The organism is Nonomuraea sp. NPDC026600, assembly GCF_040638335.1.
Taxonomy (GTDB): Bacteria; Actinomycetota; Actinomycetes; order Streptosporangiales; family Streptosporangiaceae; genus Nonomuraea.
Genome location: NZ_JBEZYD010000014.1, coordinates 165,497 through 185,007, shown reverse-complemented (window position 1 = coordinate 185,007; position 19,511 = coordinate 165,497). Strand labels below are relative to the sequence as shown.

The 19,511-nt window shown below is 70.8% G+C and carries 19 protein-coding genes; 7 read left to right on the top strand and 12 right to left on the bottom strand.

The features are described from left to right. Positions 1-7: 7 nt before the first annotated feature. The 5 genes from AB0F17_RS30320 to AB0F17_RS30300 are packed head-to-tail and all read right to left on the bottom strand — an operon-like array spanning position 8 to position 4,349. Entirely contained in the window at positions 8-664 is a 657-nt protein-coding gene (locus tag AB0F17_RS30320) for a nucleoside/nucleotide kinase family protein (protein WP_358029649.1), read from the bottom strand. Continuing rightward, positions 661-1,545 carry a sugar phosphate isomerase/epimerase gene (locus tag AB0F17_RS30315; RefSeq protein WP_358029647.1) on the bottom strand — a complete coding sequence of 295 codons (885 nt, stop codon included), beginning with the start codon at positions 1,543-1,545 and terminating at the stop codon, positions 661-663. The genes AB0F17_RS30320 and AB0F17_RS30315 overlap by 4 nt, the downstream gene beginning before the upstream one ends. A gap of 32 nt (positions 1,546-1,577) precedes the next feature. Then, positions 1,578-2,324, bottom strand: a complete 747-nt coding sequence (locus AB0F17_RS30310) for an ATP-binding cassette domain-containing protein (RefSeq protein WP_358029643.1) — start codon at positions 2,322-2,324, stop codon at positions 1,578-1,580. After that, positions 2,321-3,295 carry an ABC transporter permease gene (locus AB0F17_RS30305; protein WP_358029640.1) on the bottom strand — a complete coding sequence of 325 codons (975 nt, stop codon included), beginning with the start codon at positions 3,293-3,295 and terminating at the stop codon, positions 2,321-2,323. Before AB0F17_RS30305 ends, AB0F17_RS30310 begins: the two co-directional genes overlap by 4 nt. A 7-nt stretch (positions 3,296-3,302) precedes the next feature. Further along, the gene (locus tag AB0F17_RS30300; RefSeq protein WP_358029637.1) at positions 3,303-4,349 is read right to left on the bottom strand and encodes a substrate-binding domain-containing protein; all 1,047 of its coding nucleotides are present in this window, start codon (positions 4,347-4,349) and stop codon (positions 3,303-3,305) included. Between the two features lie 130 nt (positions 4,350-4,479). Between AB0F17_RS30300 and AB0F17_RS30295 the strand changes: the two genes are divergently transcribed. Both AB0F17_RS30295 and AB0F17_RS30290 read left to right on the top strand, forming a co-directional pair. Then, a complete protein-coding gene (locus AB0F17_RS30295) occupies positions 4,480-5,724 on the top strand; it encodes an ROK family protein (RefSeq protein ID WP_358029634.1) in 1,245 nt (414 codons plus the stop codon). Positions 5,725-5,727: 3 nt separating this feature from the next. Next, on the top strand, positions 5,728-6,411 hold the full coding sequence (locus AB0F17_RS30290; protein ID WP_358029631.1) for a nucleoside monophosphate kinase: 684 nt from the start codon (positions 5,728-5,730) through the stop codon (positions 6,409-6,411). Here AB0F17_RS30290 and AB0F17_RS30285 read toward each other — a convergent pair. From AB0F17_RS30285 to AB0F17_RS30270, 4 genes are read right to left on the bottom strand one after another with little or no spacing between them, the layout of a single operon-like run. Then, complete coding sequence (locus AB0F17_RS30285) at positions 6,385-7,524, bottom strand: acyl-CoA dehydrogenase family protein (RefSeq protein WP_358029628.1); 1,140 nt, start codon at positions 7,522-7,524, stop codon at positions 6,385-6,387. The two genes, AB0F17_RS30290 and AB0F17_RS30285, sit on opposite strands and share 27 nt — an antisense overlap. A gap of 2 nt (positions 7,525-7,526) precedes the next feature. Beyond that, the gene (locus AB0F17_RS30280; RefSeq protein ID WP_358029625.1) at positions 7,527-9,089 is read right to left on the bottom strand and encodes an AMP-binding protein; all 1,563 of its coding nucleotides are present in this window, start codon (positions 9,087-9,089) and stop codon (positions 7,527-7,529) included. A 25-nt stretch (positions 9,090-9,114) separates the two neighbouring features. Then, a complete protein-coding gene (locus tag AB0F17_RS30275; RefSeq protein ID WP_358029622.1) occupies positions 9,115-10,002 on the bottom strand; it encodes a sulfotransferase in 888 nt (295 codons plus the stop codon). Between the two features lie 8 nt (positions 10,003-10,010). Then, positions 10,011-11,318 carry an aminotransferase class I/II-fold pyridoxal phosphate-dependent enzyme gene (locus tag AB0F17_RS30270; RefSeq protein ID WP_358029619.1) on the bottom strand — a complete coding sequence of 436 codons (1,308 nt, stop codon included), beginning with the start codon at positions 11,316-11,318 and terminating at the stop codon, positions 10,011-10,013. A 159-nt stretch (positions 11,319-11,477) separates the two neighbouring features. On the opposite strand from AB0F17_RS30270, the gene AB0F17_RS30265 reads away from it, so the two are divergent. The 5 genes from AB0F17_RS30265 (at position 11,478) to AB0F17_RS30245 (ending at position 17,468) form a co-directional block, all read left to right on the top strand. After that, positions 11,478-12,833 (top strand): FAD-binding oxidoreductase, encoded by a 1,356-nt coding sequence (locus tag AB0F17_RS30265; protein ID WP_358029616.1) that lies wholly within the window; start codon positions 11,478-11,480, stop codon positions 12,831-12,833. Between the two features lie 117 nt (positions 12,834-12,950). Next, positions 12,951-14,735: a carbamoyltransferase C-terminal domain-containing protein gene (locus AB0F17_RS30260; protein WP_358029613.1), complete on the top strand. Its 1,785-nt coding sequence runs from the start codon at positions 12,951-12,953 to the stop codon at positions 14,733-14,735. A 27-nt stretch (positions 14,736-14,762) separates the two neighbouring features. Continuing rightward, positions 14,763-15,560 carry a family 3 encapsulin nanocompartment shell protein gene (locus AB0F17_RS30255; protein WP_358029610.1) on the top strand — a complete coding sequence of 266 codons (798 nt, stop codon included), beginning with the start codon at positions 14,763-14,765 and terminating at the stop codon, positions 15,558-15,560. A 13-nt stretch (positions 15,561-15,573) separates the two neighbouring features. Beyond that, positions 15,574-16,338, top strand: coding sequence for an SDR family oxidoreductase (locus tag AB0F17_RS30250; RefSeq protein ID WP_358029607.1), 765 nt, complete (start codon positions 15,574-15,576; stop codon positions 16,336-16,338). Continuing rightward, positions 16,335-17,468 carry an MFS transporter gene (locus AB0F17_RS30245; RefSeq protein ID WP_358029604.1) on the top strand — a complete coding sequence of 378 codons (1,134 nt, stop codon included), beginning with the start codon at positions 16,335-16,337 and terminating at the stop codon, positions 17,466-17,468. The genes AB0F17_RS30250 and AB0F17_RS30245 overlap by 4 nt, the downstream gene beginning before the upstream one ends. Positions 17,469-17,491: 23 nt before the next feature. On the opposite strand, the gene AB0F17_RS30240 is transcribed toward AB0F17_RS30245, so the two are convergent. From AB0F17_RS30240 to AB0F17_RS30230, 3 genes are all read right to left on the bottom strand, one after another. Next, positions 17,492-18,163: a response regulator transcription factor gene (locus tag AB0F17_RS30240; RefSeq protein WP_358029601.1), complete on the bottom strand. Its 672-nt coding sequence runs from the start codon at positions 18,161-18,163 to the stop codon at positions 17,492-17,494. Between the two features lie 126 nt (positions 18,164-18,289). Continuing rightward, on the bottom strand, positions 18,290-18,859 hold the full coding sequence (locus AB0F17_RS30235) for an NUDIX hydrolase (RefSeq protein ID WP_358029598.1): 570 nt from the start codon (positions 18,857-18,859) through the stop codon (positions 18,290-18,292). Between the two features lie 5 nt (positions 18,860-18,864). Continuing rightward, on the bottom strand, positions 18,865-19,419 hold the full coding sequence (locus tag AB0F17_RS30230; RefSeq protein WP_358029595.1) for a cupin domain-containing protein: 555 nt from the start codon (positions 19,417-19,419) through the stop codon (positions 18,865-18,867). Between the last annotated feature and the right edge of the window lie 92 nt (positions 19,420-19,511).

Here is a 19,511-nt window from a genome sequence, read left to right as displayed (position 1 = left end):
CAGGTGGCTAGGCCTCCAGCAGGCGGAGGGTCGGGTCGGAGATCACCAGGTCGGCGTGCGAGCGGGTGCCGTTGACCAGGGTCGCGTTCCGCTGGTCGGTCCCCATCACCCAGGCCACGGCCGCGTCGTGCTCCTTGCCGAACTGCTCGTGGCGGGCGACGAGCCGCCGCACCCGTTCGGCCTCGTCGAGATCGCAGTACCAGACCTCGTCGAGCTCGGGCCGGACCCGCGCCCAGTCGCCCTGGTCGAACAGCAGGTAGTTGCCCTCGGTGACGATGAGGCGGGCGGTCCGCGGGATCGGGATGCTGCCCGCGATCGGCTGTTCCAGGTCGCGTTCGAACGCGGGGGCGTAGATCACGTCGTCCTCGTCCTCGCGCAGGCGGCGGAGCAGAGCGGCGTAGCCGGCGGCGTCGAAGGTGTCAGGGGCGCCCTTGCGGTCGCGGCGGCCGAGCCGGTCGAGTTCCACGTCGGCGAGGTGGAAGCCGTCCATCGGCACGTGCGCCACCCAGTCGAGCGCGGGCCGATCCTGCCGCAGCAGCCGGATCAGGTGCTCGGCGAGCGTCGACTTGCCGGCTCCGGGGCTGCCCGTGATGCCCAGCACCGCGCGGTGGCCGTCGCGTACGAGGGAGCGGGCTCGGGCGGCCAGGTCGGTGAGGGGCGTCATCGACTCTGGCTCGCGTGGAGCTGGCCGGCGATGAAGCCGTGGGCCTGGCGGGCCAGGTCCTCGCCGTCGGACCACAGGTTGCGCCAGACGGCCAGGTCGTTCGACAAGCCGCGCGCCACCACGGCCGAGGAGAAGGACTCGAAGGTGATCGGGCCCCGGTAGCCGATGTCGGCCAGCGCGTGGAAGAAGGAGGTGAAGTCCAGGTGCCCGGAGCCGAGGTAGCCGCGGTGGTTCTCGCCGATGTGGACGTAGCCGAGCCGGGATCCGACCTCGCGCACCGGCCGTACGAGATCGTCCTCTTCGATGTTCATATGGTAAGTGTCCAGGTGAATGAGGACATTGTCCTCCCCGATGTCGTCGGCGAGCCGGAGCGCGTCGTGCGCGGTGTTGATGACGTTGGTCTCGTAGCGGTTGCAGATCTCCAGGCCGAGCGTCATGTCGCGGCGCCGCGCCTCCTGCGCCAGGCCGCGCAGCACCGACACCACGTTGTGGCGTCCGGCGTCGGTGAGCGGGCGGTCGTACTTGCCCAGGGCGCTGTAGAGGGCGCCGGTGAAGTGCGTGCCGCCGAGCTCGCCGGTGATGGCGAGCGAGTCCTGCAGCAGCTTCTCGCCACGCGCCACCACGTCGGCGTCGTCGCTGGAGACGTCGGCCTCGAAGGCGAGTCCGCGCGAGCACGCCACGCCGAGGCCGGCGGAGCGCAGGGCGTCGCGCGCGGCCGGGACGTCGAGGTTGGCGCAGTCGTGCAGGGACAGTTCGAGCAGGTCGAAGCCGGTCTCCTTGGTCTTGCGGATCGCGTGCTCCACCGACGCGGGCGTGGTGTCGCCGGCCCAGACGAGGGCGTGCACGCCGATGGGGTTGGTCGTGGTGGCTGTGAGGGTCATCGTGGTGCCTTCTGTTGATCGTGGGTGGGGGCTCACTGGCTGACGGCGCCGGTGACGAGGGAGACGATCTCCTCGCCGCTCGTCTCGGACGTACGGCGCCCGCCGACGCAGCGGCCGGCGCGCATCACCCAGACGTGGTCGCTCAGCCGCATGACCTGCGCGAAGTTGTGGCTGATGAGGAGCACCGTGTGCCCCTCATCGCGCAGGCGCAGGATGAGCTCCTCGACCCGGGCCGTCTCCTGGACGCCGAGCGCGGCCGTCGGCTCGTCCATGATGACGAGCCGGGAGCTGAAGCCCGCCGCGCGGCAGATGGCGACGGCCTGGCGCTGCCCGCCGGACAGCCGCCGGACGCGCGACTTCACCGCGGGGACGTTGACCGCGAGGGTTGCGACCATCTCCCGCGCGCGGGCCTGCATCGCCCGCCGGTCCAGGAACGCGATGGGGCCGAACCCGCGGACGAGCTCGCGGTTGAGGAAGAGGTTCTGCCACACGGTGAGGTCCTCGACGAGGGCCAGGTTCTGGTGGACGGTCTCGATGCCGGCCTTGCGGGCTTCGTCGGGGGAGTGGAAGTCGGTCTCCTCCCCGTCGAAGACGATGTGGCCGTTGTCCGGCCGGTGGATGCCGGAGACGCAGCGGACCAGCGTGGACTTGCCCGCGCCGTTGTCGCCGACCAGGGCGGTGATCTCGCCTTGGCGCAGGGAGAGCGAGACGTCGGCCAGGGCGCGGACGTTGCCGAACGACAGGGACACGTTCCGGCATTCGAGCAGGGTGTTCGTCATCGCTGGAACCTTGTCAGGAGCGCGGCCAGCACCACGACGATGCCGACGGCGAGAGGCTGGTAGAACTGCGAGACGCCGAGCAGCGTCAGCCCGTTGACCAGCGCGATGAGCAGGAGCGCGCCGATGACCGGGCCGATGATGCTGCCGCGCCCGCCGAACAGGCTCACCCCGCCGAGCACGACCGCGGCCACGGAGTTGAGCAGGAAGGCGGTGTTGGCGGCGGGCTCGGCGGCGCCGATCCGGGCGACCAGCAGGATGGCCCCGAGCCCGGCGAGCGCGCCGGAGATCGTGTAGACGGCGATCTTCACGCGCTGGGTGCTGATCCCCATGGCCGTCGCGGACTCCGCCGCGCCGCCCGTGGCCAGCAGGTGCGTGCCGAACCGGGTGTGGAACAGCAGGACGTGCGCCAGCACCGCGACGACCGCCGCGATGACGAACGACCAGCCGAAGATCCCGAGCCCGCCGGTCGACAGCCCGAGCAGCGTCGCGTCGATGATCGTCACCGGCTTGCCGTCGGAGAGGATCAGCGCCAGCCCGGAGGCCGCCGAAAGGGTGCCGAGCGTGACGATGAAGTCGGTGATCTTGCCCCGGGCGACGATCACCCCGTTGACCACGCCGACCAGGCCAGAGGCGACGACGGCCGCCAGGCACGACAGCGCCAGGCCCATGCCCATCGAGTAGACCTGGCCGAAGGCCACCGCGCCCAGGGTCATCGTGGAGGCGATCGACAGGTCGATGCCCGCCGTGGCGATGACGAACGTCTGGCCCACGCTGAGAATGATCAGGATGGCGGCGGCGACCAGCATCGACGCGATGTTGCCCGCGCTGAGGAACGTCGGGTTCAGCGCCTGGAAGACGATCACCAGGACGATCAGCCCGACGAGGGCCGCCCACTCGGCCCAGAAGCCGACGTCCTTCAGACGCGCGGTCCAGGCCTCGTGCTCGGGTGCGGCGATTGCAGTGTTTGCCATCTCTGTCCTACGGGATGAGGCTCTTGAACGGGTCGGCGTACGTGCCGAACGGCTTGGGCGTGGCCGCCAGAGCCTTGTCCGCGTTGTCCTTGGTGACCAGCTCGACCGGGGACTTCACCGTGCCCGGCAGCGTCTTGCCCGCCGTGGCGGCCTGGCACGCCTCGATGCCCATCAGGCCCATGGCGTACGGGTACTGGGCGACGGTGCCGTCCAGCGTGCCGGCCTTGACCGCTTCGAGGGCGTCCTTGACGCCGTCGACGCTGATGACCTTCACCTTCCCCGTCTGGCCGGCGTTGGCGATGGCCCGCGACACGCCGAGCCCCATGTCGTCGTTGGCGACGAAGAAGCCCTTCAGGTCCGGGTGCGCGCGCAGGAGGTCGGTCGCGGCGGTGAGCGCGGTCTGGCGATCCCAGTTGGCGGCGACGGTCTGGACGACCTTGAGCTTGGTGCCGATGCCCTGCTGGAACCCCTCGACCCTGGCGCCGCTGGTGACGTCGCCCGAGATGCCGCCGACGACCGCGACGTCACCGCCGGAGGGCACGAGCTCGATCATCCGCTGCCCGGCCATCTTGCCCGCCTCGGCGTTGTCGGTGCCGATGTAAGTGGCCAGCTTGACGTTGGCGCTGTTGGCTGCCCCGGCGTCGATCGGGCTGTCGATGTTGACGATGGGCTTGTTCTGCGCGCCGATCTTGGCCAGGCCCTGGATCAGGTTGGTGCCCGTGATCGGGTTGACCACGAAGCAGTTGTAGGGCTGCCCGGCCAGGCCGTTGAGTTTGTCCGCCTGCCCGGTGGTGTCGGTGATGGAGGTGGCCGCCTGGACCGTGAGGGCCACGCCGCCCGCCTTGGCCTGCTCGTCCATGCCCTGCTTCATCGTCTGGAAGAACGGGTTGTCCAGTCCCTTGATCACCGCGGCGACGTTCGGAACCGCGGCGCTGGCGCTCGCGTCGGTCGAACCGGCGGACACGCTGGAGCCGCACGCTCCCAGAGCCAGCGTTCCGGCCGCCAGAACGGCGGTGAGCGCTGTCGCTCGCCTGCGATGCGAGGTCACATGCATCGGATGCCCCTTTCGGCGTCTATGGGATGACCGTATGGCCACTTCCGAAGTCTGACAACCCTTCTTTCGACTTTTTAAGACGAAACTTTCTTGACTTACGAGTACTCGCGGTCACCGATAGAGTGGACGAATGGCCATAACAGGCGTGTCCGCCCTGCGGATGGGAGTCAGCTCAGGGGAGATCCTCAGCTTGTTCCGCGACATCCCCGATGGGCTCACGAAAGCCGACGTCATGCGGCATACCGGCCTGTCGCGCACGACGGTCAACCAGCGCCTCGACGGGCTGCTGGCCGCCGGACTGCTCATGCCCGCGCCCACGGAGGCGCGCACGGGAGGCCGGCCCGCCGGTCAGTTCGTCGTCAACCGCGACCGGGGCGTGCTGCTGGTGGCCGACGTGGGCGCCACCGGCCTGCGCACCGCCGTGTGCGACCTGGGCGGGGAGGTGCGGGCCGAACGCGACGTCCGCGCCGACGTGACGAGCGGCCCGGCGGCGATCCTCACGATCGTGTCCGAGCTGTTCGCCGAGCTGCTCGACGAGCGCGGCCACGCCCCCGGCGACGTGCTCGGCATCGGCATCGACGTGCCCGGTCCGGTCGACTTCGCCAGCGGGCGGGTGGTCAGCCCGCCGATCATGACCGGCTGGGACCGCTTCGACATCCCGGGCTGGTTCACCGCCCGCTACCACTGCCCGGTGCTGGTCGACAAGGACGTCAACGCGATGGCCTTCGGCGAGCAGCGCCTGCGCTACCCCGAGGTCCCGCACCTGCTCATGGTCAAGATCGGCACCGGCGTCGGCACCGGTCTCATCGCCGGCGGCCAGGTGCACCGGGGAGCCGACGGCGCGGCCGGTGACATCGGCCACATCCAGGTCGTGGTCGACGACGTGGCCGAGCCGCCGCTCTGCCGGTGCGGCAACCTCGGCTGCGTGGAGGCGTACACGGGGGGCTGGGCGCTCGTCCGCGATCTCCAGGCGGCGGGCCGCGACATCGCCACCGTCGACGACGCCGTGCGGCTGATCCGCTCCGGCGACCAGGTCGCGGTACGGCTGGCGCGGCGCGCGGCCCGCATACTCGGCGGCGCCATCGCCGACACCGTCAACCTGTTCAACCCGCGCATCATCGCGATCGGCGGCCAGCTCGCGCACACCGACGAGCAGTTGTTCGCCGGCATCCGCGAGATCGTCTACCGGCGGTCCCTGCCGCTGGCCACCCGCAATCTGCAGATCGTCCGCAGTGACCTCGACCCCGACGCGGGCATACTCGGGCTCGCGCAGCTTCTCGTGGACGGGATCTACTCTCCCCAGCGGGTCCAGGAACTCGTCGATCGCGGTGGCGCGGGCAGTAAGATCATGCTCCCCGTCCCCGGCGGAGAATGAGACATGCGGAAATACGTGATCTTGGGCGTGCAGGGCAGCGGCAAGGGCACCCAGAGCACCTTGCTGGCCACCGATCTCGACCTGGTGCACATCAGCGTCGGCGACATCTTCCGCTGGCACGTCAAGAGCCACACCAAGCTCGGCGCCCAGGTCCGCCGCCTGGTCGCGGCCGGCGAGCTCGTGGGCGACGACCTGGTCGAGGACGTCGTCAGGGACCGTCTCCAGCAGCACGACTGGAACTACGGCTTCATCATCGACGGCTTCCCGCGCAGCCGGCGGCAGGCGGAGTTCTTCCTGGAGAGCTACGACATCGACGGCGTCATCCACCTCGACCTGCCCGACGACGAGGTGCGGCGGCGGGTCCTGGCCAGGCGGCTGTGCTCACGCTGCGGCATGGACTACAACCTGATCGCCCACCGGCCCGCGACCGAGGGCAGGTGCGACGTGTGCGGCGGCGAGCTTGTCACCCGCGAGGACGACGCCCCGGACGCGCTCGCCACGCGGCTGCGCGAATACCACGACAAGATCGACCCGGTCGTGGAGCTGTTCCGCGGCAAGGAGTACGTCACGACGGTCGACGCCCGCGACGACAAGGTCACCGTCCAGCGGAGCATCCGCGCCCGCCTCCACCTCCCGCCGTACGCCCCGGAGAAGCCGGACTCAGGGCGCGAAGTCGCGGCCGAGTAGCTGCCGGGCGACGACCAGCTTGGTGATCTGGGCGGTGCCGTCGGCGATCTGCAGCGCGATCACGTCCCGCAGCCGCTGCGCCTGCCGCAGCTCCTCCGAGTAGCCGGCCTGCCCGAACGTGAGCAGCGCCTGCTGGACGGCGTCCGCGGCCATCCTCGGCACCCACCACTTGACCATGTTCGCCTCGGTCGTGTGCGGGAGCCCCTGGTCCTTGCGCCACAGGGCCTCGTAGCAGAGCGCCCTGCCCGCGCGAAGCTGCGTGGCGTACTCGATCAGGGGAAAGCTGAGCCCCTGGAAGGTGCCGAGCGGGCGGCCGAAGGCGTTGCGCGTGCGCGCCCGCTCCAGCGCGTCGTCGATCGCCGCCTGCGCGGTGCCCGTCGCCATCAACGCGATCAGCGCCCGCGAGTAGTCGAAACCCCGCATGACCTGGACGAACCCGAGGCCCTCGCCGCCCACGATCGTCTCGGGCCCGGTGAGCAGGCCGTCGAAGGTCAGGTGGGCGCGGCCCGCGGCCCGGTTGCCGAGGTCGGTGAACGCCTCCCGCTTCGCCGACGCCAGGTCGGTGAGGAAGGCGGTGACGCCGCGCGCCCCCTGACCGCCTGTCCTGGCGAAGACCAGGCCGTGCGTGGCCGTCATGCCGAGCATGATCGAGGTCTTCTCGCCCTCCAGCAGCCAGGCGCCGTCCTGCGGGGTGGCGCGGAACTCGATGGCGGCGGCGTCCGATCCGTGCTCGGGCTCCGTCAGGCAGATGGCCGGGATCAGGTCCCCCGAGGCCAGGGCGGGCAGCCAGGCGGCTCGCTGCTCCGGCGAGGCGTTGGCCTGCAGGATGTCGGCCACGAGCGCGGCGTTGAGCACCAGGTAGCAGCTGTTCACGTCGGCGCGGGCCAGCTCTTCGAGCACCAGGCCCGTGGTCACGGCGTCGGCGCCCGAACCGCCGTACTCCTGGTGGACGCGCAGGCCGAGCAGGCCCATGCGGGCCAGCTCGCCGGGCAGCTCGGGGCGCATGGCCGCGGCGCGGTCGTCGGACTGGTAGTGCGGGGCGAGGCGCTCGGCCGCGAAGTCGCGCACCCGGGCGCGCAGCCGCTCCTGCTCGTCGTCGAACGCGAAGTCCATGCTCAGCCCATCCGTTCCCGCAGCTCGAACTTCTGCACCTTGCCCGACGCCGTCTTCGGCAGCTCGGCCACGACCGTCAGGCGTTCCGGCCAGAACTGCCGGGCCATGCCGAGCCCCTCCAGATGCCCCTGTACGTCGGCGAGCGACGGCGGCTCGCCATCGGGGACGACGAAGGCGCACGCCCGCTCGCCGAGCCGCTCGTCGGGATAGGCCACCAGCGCGGCTTCCTTGATCCGCGGGTGCCGCCACAGCGCGGCCTCCACCTCGACCACGGGGATCTTCTCCCCGCCCCTGACGATCAGGTCCTTGGCCCGGCCGGTGATCCGGATGCCGTCGTGGCCGTCGTCCCTGGCGAGGTCGCCCGTGTCGAACCAGCCGTCGGCGGTGAGGGCCGCGCCGTACAGGTCCGGGCGCTTCCAGTAGCCGACGCACTGGTTCGCGCCGCGTACCTGCAGCCGGTCGCCGTCTATCCGGACCCGCATCCACGGCGCGGGCCGGCCGTCGGAGCGCGCGGCGAGATCCGGCGGGTCCTCGGGGCGGGTGATGGTGACCGTGGCGTTCTCCGTCATGCCCCACAGCGCGTACATGCGCACGCCGAGCACCTCGCCCGCCTCCTCCACCACCTTCGGCGGGATCGGTGACCCGCCGCAGGCGAAGGAGTCGAGGCTCTTCAGGTCCCGGGGGCGGGCCCGCTGCGCGGCGATGGCGTCGACCACGAACGTGGTGGCGCCCATGCCGAAGTTGACGCCTTCCGACTCGACCAGGCCGAGCATGACGTCCGGGTCCCACACGTCCTGGAACACCGCCTGGCCGCCGAGCTGGAGCGGCATCAGGAAGCAGTAGAGGTAGCCGGCCTGGTGGGTGAGGGGCGATCCCATGTGGACGACCAGGTCCTCGTCCAGCCCGAGGGCCTCCGCCTCGGTGCGGATGCCGGCGTACAACGTGTTGTGGGTGTGCATGACACCCTTGGGCTCACCTGTCGTGCCCGAGGTGAACATCACCTGGGCCAGGTCGTCGGGGCTCGCCTCCAGCGGCCCGAGGCGGACGTCGCGGTCGGACATGAAGACGTCGTCGAAGTCGAGCGGGCCGCCGCCGATGGTCACCGCGTGCCGCAGCGTCGGCACCTCCTTGGCGATCTCCGCGAGCATCCCGGCGTGGTCGAAGCCGCGGAACGACGCGGGCGCGACGCAGACCTTCGCTTCCGTACGTTCCAGCATGAAGCCGACCTCGCGTTTGCGGAGGATCGGGATGATGGGGTTGACCGCCGCGCCGACCCGCATGCAGGCGAGCGCGAGCGGCGGGAACTGCCACCAGTTCGGCAACTGGAGCGCGACCACGTCGCCCGGGCCGACGCCCAGCTCGGTCAGGGCCCCGGCGAACCGCTCCACCAACCGGGACAGATCCGTGTACGTCAGTTTGACCAGGTCGTCGGCGCCCGCCTGGTGCGCCGTGATCGCCACGCGCCCGGGGGAGTGCTCCACCGCCCGCCGGAGATCGTCCAGGGGCGTGGCGTCCCGCCACCAGCCCTCCCGGTAGCAGTGCTCGGCGTCGCTTCGCCACTCCATGCGTGCTCCTGCTTCTGTCGGCTGTTCAGAGGTGGTAGCCGTACCTGCCCATGAGCGGCAGCGCGGCGAGGGTGCTCAGCGCGACGCTCGAGGCCGGCAGGGCGGTACGCCAGGCGTCGTCGGGCCTGATGACCACGGGCCCGGTACGCAACCGGTCGGGGTTGCCCGTCACGGTGTGGTTGACGCCGAGCCGGGCGGTGCTCCCGTCGATCACCGGGCCGGGCGGCGAGAGACCCGCCCACGCCATGACCCGGCCGATCGTCTCGGCGGGCCGGGCGGCGAAGTCCTCGTACCTGAGCCTGAGGCACCTGCCGGGGAAGGCGCTCGCGATCCACTCCGACGCCGCGTTGAAGCCGGTCCAGTACGTGCTGCTGAGCAGGGGGCTCATGGCCGGGATGTAGCCCTTGGCGCGGTGCCACGAGTAGGCGGTCGCCCTGGGGTCGCGCACCATGTGCAGGACCTGCGGGCGCAGGTCGGGCAGGCCCATGAGATGGGCGGCCTCGGCGGGGAACTTGGAGGTGTCGACGATCAGCTCGGCGCCGAGCACCTCGCCGATCGCGGTGTAGAGCCGCCGCTTGACCTCGCTGATCCGCCGCACGTCGCGCGGCGGCCGGGCCAGGCCGCGGGCCTCGCGCAGCCGCTCGTGGGTGAAGCGGGTGCGCAGGCGGGCGTTGTGCAGCCCGATCATCTCCGTCGCGATGGCGTGGCCGTCCAGCTCGAGCAGCACCTGCCGCCACACCTCGCAGTCCCGCAGGTCCTTGCCGCAGCCGCAGGTGCTGTTGGTGCCGGTGCCGAGCACGCCGTTGGACCACAGGTAGTTGAGCTCGCCCACGTGCGCGACGCCCGGCAGCTCGTTGAGCAGGTTGCCGAGGAGCGTGCTGCCCGACCTGCACCAGCCCGTGACGTAGAGCACCCTCGGCGTCATCGGCTCGCGGCCCGTCCGGCGGCGGCCTTTCCGGCGGCAGGTCCCCTGACGGCCGTGTTCTCGACGGCAGGCCTGTTCACGGCGGACTTCTCCGCGGCGGGCCTCCTGGCGGCGGCTTTTCTGACGGCGGTCACCAGGCGGTCGCAGTCGGCGAGGGTCAGGTTGGCCGAGAGCGGGATGTCGATCGCCTCGCTGACGTAGCGAGCCGAGGCCGGGAACAGGCTCCGCGCGGCGTCCGGATCGTCGCCGAGCAGGAACCGCCAGTTCCAGAAGGCGCGGACGTTGACGTCGTCGCGGTCGCCGAGCGCGCGGGCGTCGACCCCCTCGGCCGCGACGGCACCGGCGAAGGCCGCGCACTCGCGCGGCGTGGCCCCCGGCAGCCGGAAGACCAGCGCTTCGCCGAGGTACGCGCCGGGCGCCACCGGCTGCCGGAGCGCGATCCCGTCGAGGTCGGCGAGCCGCTCGGCCACGTAGTCGTAGTTGCGGTGATGGGCGGCCAGCCGGTCGGGCAGCCGCTGGAGCAGGGCACCGGCGAGCGCCGCCCTGATCTCGTCCATGCGGAAGCTGAAGATGGGGAACGCCCGGTCGTCGACGTCCGGGACCTGTCCAGGGAAGTGGCGGGCCATCCGGCCTTCGTACGCGCCGCTGTAGACCACCGCGCGGGCGTACGCTTCGGGGTCGTCGGTGAGCAGGAACCCGCCTTCTCCGGTGTTGAGCGACTTGTCGGACTGGGTGCTGAAGGCGCCGAAGTGGCCGAACGTGCCCAGGTAGCGGCCATCGAGCCGCGCGCCGAGCGCGGGCACCGCGTCCTCGACCACGAAGGCGTCGTACTCCTCGGCCAGTCGGCATATTTCCGGCATGTCGCTGGCGAAGCCGCGCATGTGCACCACCACGACCGCCTTGGCGCCCTCGTCCAGCACCCGGCGCAGGTCACGCACGTCAAGGTGCAGGTTCTCGTCGCACTCCACGAGCACCGGCCGGTGCCCGGCCAGCAGGATCGCGCTCGGCGTGGCCGCGAAGGTGAACGCTGGGCAGGCGATCGGCGAGTCGGCGGGCAGTTGGAGCGCGAGCAGGCTCAGCGTGATCGCGGTGGTGCCGCTGGCGCAGGCCAGCGCGTGCCGGGCGCCGAACACCTCGCACAGCCGCCGTTCGAAGAGCCCGGTAAATGTCTCCTCGTGCGGCCGGAAATCGTAACGGAAGAACAACTGGGCGCGGAGCGCCTCCATGGCTGCGGCGATGTCCTCCGGGCTGAGGAAGACATCACCCTTGTCATAAGTGGGCCAGGTGGTCAGGGGTGGATTCACCGGTCCCTCGCATCTGTTGCGCAAATAACGTAGTGAATTACGCGATGGAGCTAAGAGCCGACTATCGCCGCAGATCCCGGGAAAGGCAACCCCCCTCGCGTGTGTCACAAATGCGTGATAAGCCGTCGAAGAACCTAGGCCCGAGAAAGGAACAAGCCCGTGACGGTCTCCGCACTGAACGCCGCCTGTCCCGATCGGGTGGTCGGCCCCGGCCACCCCGCTTATGACGAGTTGCGGCTGCTCTTCAACGGCATGCACGATCTGCGGCCCCGGCTGATCTGCCTGCCGCGCGACGTCACGGAGCTACGCGCGGTGATCCGTACCGCCCGCGAGACCGGCCTGGTCACGGCGGTGCGCGGCGGCGGGCACAACGTCGCCGGGTACGCCTCCGTCGACGACGGACTGGTCATCGACCTGCGGCTGATGAGCTCGGTCACGGTCGATCCGCGAGAACGCACCGCCACGGTGGGCGGCGGCGCCACCTGGAGCCAGGTGGACCTGGCGACCACGGCGTACGGCCTGGCCACCACGGGCGGCACCTTCGACACCACCGGCGTCGGCGGCCTGACCCTGGGCGGCGGCCTCGGCCACCTGATGGGCAGATATGGCCTGACCTGCGACAACGTGCTCTCCTATCAGCTCGTCACGGCCGCCGGGGAGGTGGTCGAGGTGGACGCGGAGCGCGATCCCGAGCTCGACTGGGCGCTGCGCGGCGCGGGTCACAACTTCGGCGTGGTGGCGGCGTTCCGCTTCCGGACGCACCCGGTGGGCCTGCTGTACGGGGGCTGCGTCGCCTACCCGCGCGCCGAGCTCGGCCCGGCCGTACGCCTGTTCCGCGACCTCATGCGCGACGCGCCCGACGAACTCACCTGCACGCTGCTGCTGAAGCGGTACGGTCCCACGCACGTTCCGGCGGCGGTGATCTGCGTGGCCTACAGCGGCGAGGACGAGGGATACCGGGCGGCGCTGGAGAAGCGGCTGCGCGGGCCGGAGATCCTCGACTGGCAGCTCATGCCCAGGTCATACCTCTCGCTGCAGGCCACGCTCGGCCGCCTGGCGTTCGGGCTCAGGCACTACTGGAGCGCCCGTTTCGCCGACGCCCTGCCCGACGAGCTGGCCGACGAGCTGGTCGAACGGTTCCTGGCCGGCCGGTGGCGGGGGCCCTTCAGGGACGGGATCCTCGTCGAGGCGCTGCACGGCGCGGTGCGGCGGGTGCCCGCCGAGGCCACGGCCGTGCCCTTCCGCGGCGCGGGCTTCAACGTCACGGGCACGGCGATCTGGGCCGACCCGGCCGACGACGAGGAGCAGGTCGCCTGGGCGCGGTCCGTCGCGGAGGCCGCCGAGCCGTACGGCCGCTGGGGTGACGGATACATCAACTATGCGTCCACCGGCGAGCGGGCCAGGAAGACCTTCGGCGAGACGGCCTACGACCGGCTGACCTTGGTGAAACGGCGGCTGGACCCGGACAATTTCTTCCGCGGCAACTACAACGTCGCGCCCTCGGCCGTCCGCTGAGCCGCGTCCACCGGCTCAACGATGCGTCGCCTCCCGGGTCATCGCCAGGTGGACGCCGTCCAGGGCGCCATGACCTTCACTGGTGGCACTCGGGTCCTTCACCGCCAAGGAGTTCTCGTGATCGTCCTCGGATACAACGGGTTCGGTAAGGTCGCCGAACTCTTCGCACGTTATTACGGGTCGACGGGAATCGACCGCCACATGCTCTACGGTCACGATTCCTCGGCGGCCCTCATGGTGGACGGTGAATTGGTCGCGGCCGTCGAGGAGGAGCGGCTCAATCGCGAGAAGAAGACCGCCAGGTTTCCGGTCAATGCCATCGAATGGGTTTTGCGGGAGGCCGGGAAGTCATTCGACGAGGTCGATGTCTTCGCGCATTCCTGGCGTTTCTCCCAGGGTGTCATGAACAACATGATCGCCGAGATCGTGGAGCCCGACGCGCCGGTGGACAAGAAATTCGCCAGGCTGCGGCGGCTCGACGACACCTACACCCGGATATTCAGCGAGCAGGCCATTCTCGCCGACTTCCACGAGCACACCGGATACCCGCTGACGGCCGGGAAGCTGGTCACGGTGCCGCATCACATCGCCCACCTGATGACGGGATACCACCTGTCCGGCGGCGGGGACGCGGCGTTCGTGGTCAGCGACGGCCGGGCGGAGTGGCTGTCGGCGATCCTCGGCGAGGTGCGCGACGGCAAGGTGCGGGTGTTCGACGACGCGACGGTCGACGGGGACAACTCGCTCGCCCTGCTGTTCGCGGTGCTGACCAGATATCTCGGCTTCGTCCCCAACAACGACGAGTACAAGGTCATGGGCCTGGCCGGCTACGGCCCGCCGCCGGAGCCCAACCCGCTGCTCAAGCACGTGGTGGAGCTGACGGCCGACGGCCGCTACACCATTCCCTACGCGCCGCGGGCCGTACGCGCCTACTACGCGCTGTTCGACCGGATCTTCGACACGGACCCGGACTGCCGGGAGGACTTCGACGTGCGGGTCCGGGTCGCCGGGGCCGCCCAGGAGATGATCGAGGCGGTGACGGCCCACCAACTGCGCGCGCTGGAGGAGCGCAGCGCGCTGCCGCGGCTGCTGTTCGAGGGTGGGCTGGCGCTGAACTGCGTCAACAACACCAAGCTGCTCGAAGGGTCCAGGTTCGCCGAGATGGACGTGAGCTTCGGCGCCAGCGATCCGGGCGTGGCCATCGGCGCCGCCTTCTACGCGAGCCAGGAGGCGGGCGACACGCCGCGGGCCAGCGGTTCGCCGTATCTGGGGCCCGCCTACGGCGACGAGGAGATCCGCGCCACGCTCGACGCCCACGCGGGGCGCGTCGAATGGCGAGAGCTCGCTCCGGGCGACGTCGCGCGGGAGACGGCGGCGCTGCTGCGGGAGAAGTGCGTGGTCGGCTGGTTCCAGGGGCGGACGGAGTACGGGCCGCGCGCGCTGGGCAACCGCAGCATCCTGGCCAATCCGCGGTTCGGCGATATCAAGGACATCATCAACGACCGGATCAAGCACCGGGAGCCCTTCCGGCCGTTCGCGCCGGTCGTCCTCGAAGACGTGGCCCCCGAGGTGTTCGAGCTGGGAAAGAAGCGCGCCTCGCCGTACATGACGTTCGTCTTCCCCGTACGCCCCGGCTACCGCGAGCTGATTCCCGGAGCCACGCACGTCGACGGCACCTCCAGGATTCAGACGATCCGCGAGGAGGACAACCCGCTGCTGGCGCGGTTGCTGCGCGCCTTCACCGAGCTGACCGGGGTGCCCTGTCTCATCAACACCTCGTTCAACGTGGCCGGCGAACCCATCGTGTGCTCACCGGCCGACGCCATGGACTGCTTCCTGAAGACCGAGATGGATTACCTGGTACTCGGACGGTTTGTAGCCACCAAATCAGCTCAGCGTTGACAACCATTTCAACGGGGAGGGACAGGCATGTCTCCTGGCGAGGAGTTCGCGTGGGCGGTGGCCGGCTCGCGGAACGGCGGTGACGTCGACGTACCGTACCGGCTGGCGCTGACCGAGGCGTTCCCGCTGTTCAAGACCCGGCCCCGCTACACGGTCCGGCACCTGCTGAAGAGCGCGAAGGTGGGCGGCGGGCGGGTGCCTTATGTCCATGAGGCGCCGCCGCCCCGGCTGGAGCCCTCGGGGACGTCGTACGCCGAGACGCCCGAGTCCGCCTTCGCCTCCAGCGTCCGCGTGGCCGACCTGACCGAGGTCAAGGTCGGCGTGCCCGTGCCGAAGGGCGTGCTCGACGAGCCCGGCCTGCTCGCCGCCTTCGTCGACTACCGCGTGCTCGTCCGGCTGTCCACGGTCGAGAACGAGATCCTGCTGCACGGCTCCGGCGACGGCGCGATCGACGGGCTGCTGCACCTGGCCGAGTCGCGGCACGCGCCGTTCGACGGCGATCCCGAGGACGTGCTGACGGCGGCGGCGGCCGAGGTCGAGGAGACCGGCGGCTCGTGCGACGGCATCGTGACCCATCCCGGCCTGTACTGGAGGCTCGTCCGCGACGGGGCGCTCGACCGGCTGGCGACGGCCGGCATCCGCGTCTCGCGCACCCGCATGATCGGCACGGGGGAGGCGCTGCTCGGCGACTTCCGCGCCGCCGTGACGCTGCTCGACCCCGCGCAGTCCACGCTGCGGCTGCGCAGGGACGCCGAGGTCATCGAGGCGAGCACGCGCGTCGGGCTGGCCGTACACCTGCCGCAGCATTTCCTGCTGGTCTCGTGAGAGGTGTCTGGCCATGGACCTTGGGCTGAACGGACGGGTCGCGCTCGTGGCGGCGGCCAGCAGCGGGCTCGGGCTGGCCGTTGCGCGCACGCTGGCGGCCGAGGGCGCGCACGTCTCCATCTGCGCCCGCGAGCCCGTACGGCTGGCGCGGGCGCACGCCGAGATCGACGCCGCGGGACCGGGACGGGTGCTCAGCACCGGCGTGGACGTGCGCGACGAGGCGGCCGTCGCCAAGTGGGTGCGGCGCACCGCCGACGAGTTCGGCTCGCTGCACATCGTGGTCAGCAGCTCGGGCGGGGTGCCGCACGGGTCGCTGGAGGAGTTCGACGTGCCCGTGTACCGGCGGGCGCTGGAGGACAACACGATCCCGCACGTGAGCGTCGTGCTGGCCGCCCTGCCCCACCTGGACGCCGGCTGGGGCCGGGTGCTGATGCTCACCTCCGAGGCGGTACGCCAGCCGCTGCCCCTGACCGGGCTGTCGGCCGTCGCCCGGCTGGGCGTGCTGGGCTTCGCCAAGGGGCTCGTGCCGAGCCTCGGCCCGCGCGGCATCACCGTGAACGTCCTCGCCCAGGGCTTCCACCGCACGCCCGCCCTCGACCACCAGTTCGGCGACGAGGCGGACGCGGCGCTGGCGCGGGTGGCGGAGGGCCTGCCGATGCGCAGGATCGGGCGGCCCGGCGACTTCGGGGCGATCGCCGCGTTCCTGGCCAGTGAGCACACCTCCTTCATCACGGGCGTGGTGCTGCTGGTGGACGGTGGCAACACCCGCGGCCTATGACCTGGGCGCGGACGTTCGCCGGGCTGGTGGCCGCGCTGTTCGCCACGTTCACGGCGTTCGGCGCGGTGGTGCCGGTGATCCCGCGGCTGGTGACCGAGGAACTGGGCGGTACCCCCTTCGCCGTCGGCGCGGCCTTCACCTCGACCGCGGCGGTGACACTGGCACTGCGCCCCTACGGCGGGCAGCTCGCGCAGCGGTTCGGCAGCCGCCGGCTGATGCTGGCCGGGTCGGCGCTGGCCGCCGTCATCGGCGCCATGTACGCGCTCCCGTGGGGCCTGCCGGGCCTCATCGCCACCCGGCTGATCATGGGCATCGCCGAGGCGCTGCTCTTCACCGCGGGCTCGGTGTGGACGGTGCAGCTCGCCCCCGAGAGCCGCCGGGGTCAGATCGTCGGATGGTACGGCCTTGCCATGTGGGGCGGCTTCATGGCCGGTCCCGCCCTGGGCGAGTCGCTGTACCGCCTCGGCTCCTACCCGGCGGTATGGGCCGCCGCCGTGGTCCTGCCGCTCCTCGCCGTCGTGGTGCTGAGCCGGCTGCCGGCCGGCGCGCGGGTGCCCGTCGTGTCGCGCAAGCTCATCCCGGGTGCGGCGGTGCTGCCGGGGCTGGCGCTGGGGGCGGGGGCGTTCGGGTACGGCGTGCTGGTCGGCTTCGGCGCGCTGGCCCTGTCCACCAGGGGAATCTCGAACGGGCCGGTGTTGCTGAGCGTCTTCAGCGCCGCGTACATCGCGACACGGCTCGTGGCCGGGCGCCTGCCCGACCGGCTCGGCCCGATGCCGGTCATCGTCGTGTCGAGCCTCGCGCAGGCCGTCGGCCTGGCCATGATCGGGTTCGCGCCCGGCTGGTGGGTGGCGGCGGCGGGGGCGGTGCTCTCGGGGGCCGGGTTCACTCTGCTCTACCCGTCGCTCGCGATGATCACGATCAGCCGGGCGCCGGAGCCGGAGCGGGGGGCGGCGCTGGGGGCGCTGAGCTCGCTGTACGACATCTTCTTCGGGCTCGCGGGGCTGGTCGGCGGGGTGGTCGCGGACATCAGCTATCCGGGGACGTTCGTGTTGGCTGCGGCCGTGGTGCTCGGCTCCCTGGCCCTCGGCCCGCTGGCCACGCGTCCGGTCTCTGTGCGGCCGGAACCGTAGCGTGTCCTGGTTTGTGCGGCCGGTCAGGTTGACATGAGGCCGGAGCGGTAGGCGAAGGAGACCAGCTGGGCCCGGTCCTTGGCCTTCAGCTTCGCGCGGAGCCGGTGCAGATGGGTGCGTACCGTACTGACCCCGATGTACAACTCACCCGCCACCTCCTCGGTCGACCGGCCCTGCGCGACCAGGAGCAGAACCTGCTGCTCGCGCGGCGTCAGCCCGGCCAGCGTGGGCTGGTCCAGCTCGGCGGGAGGGGGCTCCCGCTGCCTGAACCAGTCGACCAGCCGCTGCGTCACCACGGGGGAGAGCATGGTCTGCCCCCGGCCCGCCGCCCTGATGACGGCGACTACCTCGTCCTGGGTGGAATCCTGGGTCAGCAGCCCGTTCGCTCCGGCGCGCAGCACGTCGGTGACCGTCTGGTCGGTGTGGTCGACGGTGAACACGACCACCCGAGGCTCGGGGTCCAGCTTCTCGGCCCGTAATCGCTGGATCAGCTCCAGCCCGGACAGCCCGCCCAGAGTCAGTCCGGTGACCACCACCTCGGGGTGATGCTTGCGGGCGAGCATGATCGCATGGACTCCGCTGTCGGTGGTCTCGATCACGTTGACGTCGTGCCGGGACGCCAAGATCGTCAAGAGGCCGAACCGGGTAATCGCGTATTTATCACAGATAATCACTCTTAGTGACGCACCGCACATGCGAACTCTTTTCCGTGATTTCTGGGCAGCATGTCACATCTGTTCGGTTATGCCGTGGCATGACGCTAGAAATCAGGGTTTGGGCCTTTTTCGACTGTGGGCTGGGGGAGCGCGTAAGACGTCCTGTCATGCGGGCCACAACTGGTCCGAGAGCAGAAACAGCGTGTAGGCCGCCAGCGACGCGGCGTCCGCGATCTCGCCGGTGCGGATCATGGCCTCGAAGTCGGCGCGCCTGAACCACCGGTGCAGCAGGTCCTGCTCCTCGACCTCCAGCTCGTTGGGCCCCGGCTCCAGCTCCGTGGCCACGAACACGTCGAAGACCTGGGACGACATGCCCTTGGCGGAGTTCAGCCGGCCCAGGTGCCGCATGTGCGCCGCCGTCAGTCCCGTCTCCTGGCGCAGCTCCTCGTGCGCCAGGTGCTCGGGGTCGCCGGTCCGCATGTGCGGGAACGCGCCCTGCGGGAACTCCCACGAGCGGGCGCGGATCGGATAGCGGTACTGCTCCACCAGGTGCAGCCCGTCGTTCTCGACCGGGATGACCAGCGCGTAGTCGGGCTTCTCCACGTATGAGTAGATGCCTTCGGAACCGTCCAGGCGGCGGATGCGGTCCTCGCGCATGCGTAGGTACGGACTCTCGTAGACGACCTGGGTCGACAGGCGCCTGATGGGGTGTTCGCTGTCCGGTCGTCCGTCCATGATCCCTACTCGGTTCGCGCGGTGAAGTCGGCGAAGTCGAATCCCGGCGAGACGACGCAGCTCACCAGAACCTCCTCGCCGGCGGCCGGTCTGGCCGACTGCCACACGCCGCCCGGGACCACGGCCTGCGGCACCTGGCCGTCCTCGACCAGCGGGCCGAGGATGACGGTCTCGTCGCCGATGGTCAGGCTCAGCGGGCCGCCCCGGTGCCACAGCCATACCTCGTCGGACCGGACCACGTGCGGGACCGACTCCTCGCCCGGCCCCAGCAGGAAGTAGATGCCGGTGGCGGAGGCGCGGGCGCCGGGGTAGCCGGCGGGCAGGAAGGAGACGGGCGCCCGCCAGGTCTCACGGAACCAGCCGCCCTCGGGGTGGGGCAGCAGGTCCAGGGCCTGGGCGATGGGCGGGCGGTCCACGAACGCGATGGCCGCGCCGGTGACGTCACGGCGCAGGAAGCGGGTGCCGTCGAGGACCAGTTGGCCGTCCAGCTCGCTGGCCAGGGCCGCAGACTCGTCGGCGACCTCGACGGACGGGCCGCTGGGGTAGATCGTCAGCTCCACGTGGGAGATCCTACGTGCTCAGGTATCCGGCCGTAGTGAGGCCGTCACCGGAGGGCTCCGTGGGTCGCCATCCTGGCGGTTTCCGGCCGTGG

What these genes read in the sequence shown, in the direction of transcription:
- AB0F17_RS30285 (WP_358029628.1), bottom strand. Translation starts at nt 7,524, where the DNA reads ATGGACTTCGCGTTCGACGACGAGCAGGAGCGGCTGCGCGCCCGGGTG.
- AB0F17_RS30235 (WP_358029598.1), bottom strand. Translation starts at nt 18,859, where the DNA reads ATGGACGGACGACCGGACAGCGAACACCCCATCAGGCGCCTGTCGACC.
- AB0F17_RS30295 (WP_358029634.1), top strand. Translation starts at nt 4,480, where the DNA reads ATGGCCATAACAGGCGTGTCCGCCCTGCGGATGGGAGTCAGCTCAGGG.
- AB0F17_RS30250 (WP_358029607.1), top strand. Translation starts at nt 15,574, where the DNA reads ATGGACCTTGGGCTGAACGGACGGGTCGCGCTCGTGGCGGCGGCCAGC.
- AB0F17_RS30255 (WP_358029610.1), top strand. Translation starts at nt 14,763, where the DNA reads ATGTCTCCTGGCGAGGAGTTCGCGTGGGCGGTGGCCGGCTCGCGGAAC.
- AB0F17_RS30305 (WP_358029640.1), bottom strand. Translation starts at nt 3,295, where the DNA reads ATGGCAAACACTGCAATCGCCGCACCCGAGCACGAGGCCTGGACCGCG.
- AB0F17_RS30290 (WP_358029631.1), top strand. Translation starts at nt 5,728, where the DNA reads ATGCGGAAATACGTGATCTTGGGCGTGCAGGGCAGCGGCAAGGGCACC.
- AB0F17_RS30240 (WP_358029601.1), bottom strand. Translation starts at nt 18,163, where the DNA reads ATGTGCGGTGCGTCACTAAGAGTGATTATCTGTGATAAATACGCGATT.
- AB0F17_RS30280 (WP_358029625.1), bottom strand. Translation starts at nt 9,089, where the DNA reads ATGGAGTGGCGAAGCGACGCCGAGCACTGCTACCGGGAGGGCTGGTGG.
- AB0F17_RS30315 (WP_358029647.1), bottom strand. Translation starts at nt 1,545, where the DNA reads ATGACCCTCACAGCCACCACGACCAACCCCATCGGCGTGCACGCCCTC.
- AB0F17_RS30320 (WP_358029649.1), bottom strand. Translation starts at nt 664, where the DNA reads ATGACGCCCCTCACCGACCTGGCCGCCCGAGCCCGCTCCCTCGTACGC.
- AB0F17_RS30245 (WP_358029604.1), top strand. Translation starts at nt 16,335, where the DNA reads ATGACCTGGGCGCGGACGTTCGCCGGGCTGGTGGCCGCGCTGTTCGCC.
- AB0F17_RS30300 (WP_358029637.1), bottom strand. Translation starts at nt 4,349, where the DNA reads ATGCATGTGACCTCGCATCGCAGGCGAGCGACAGCGCTCACCGCCGTT.
- AB0F17_RS30310 (WP_358029643.1), bottom strand. Translation starts at nt 2,324, where the DNA reads ATGACGAACACCCTGCTCGAATGCCGGAACGTGTCCCTGTCGTTCGGC.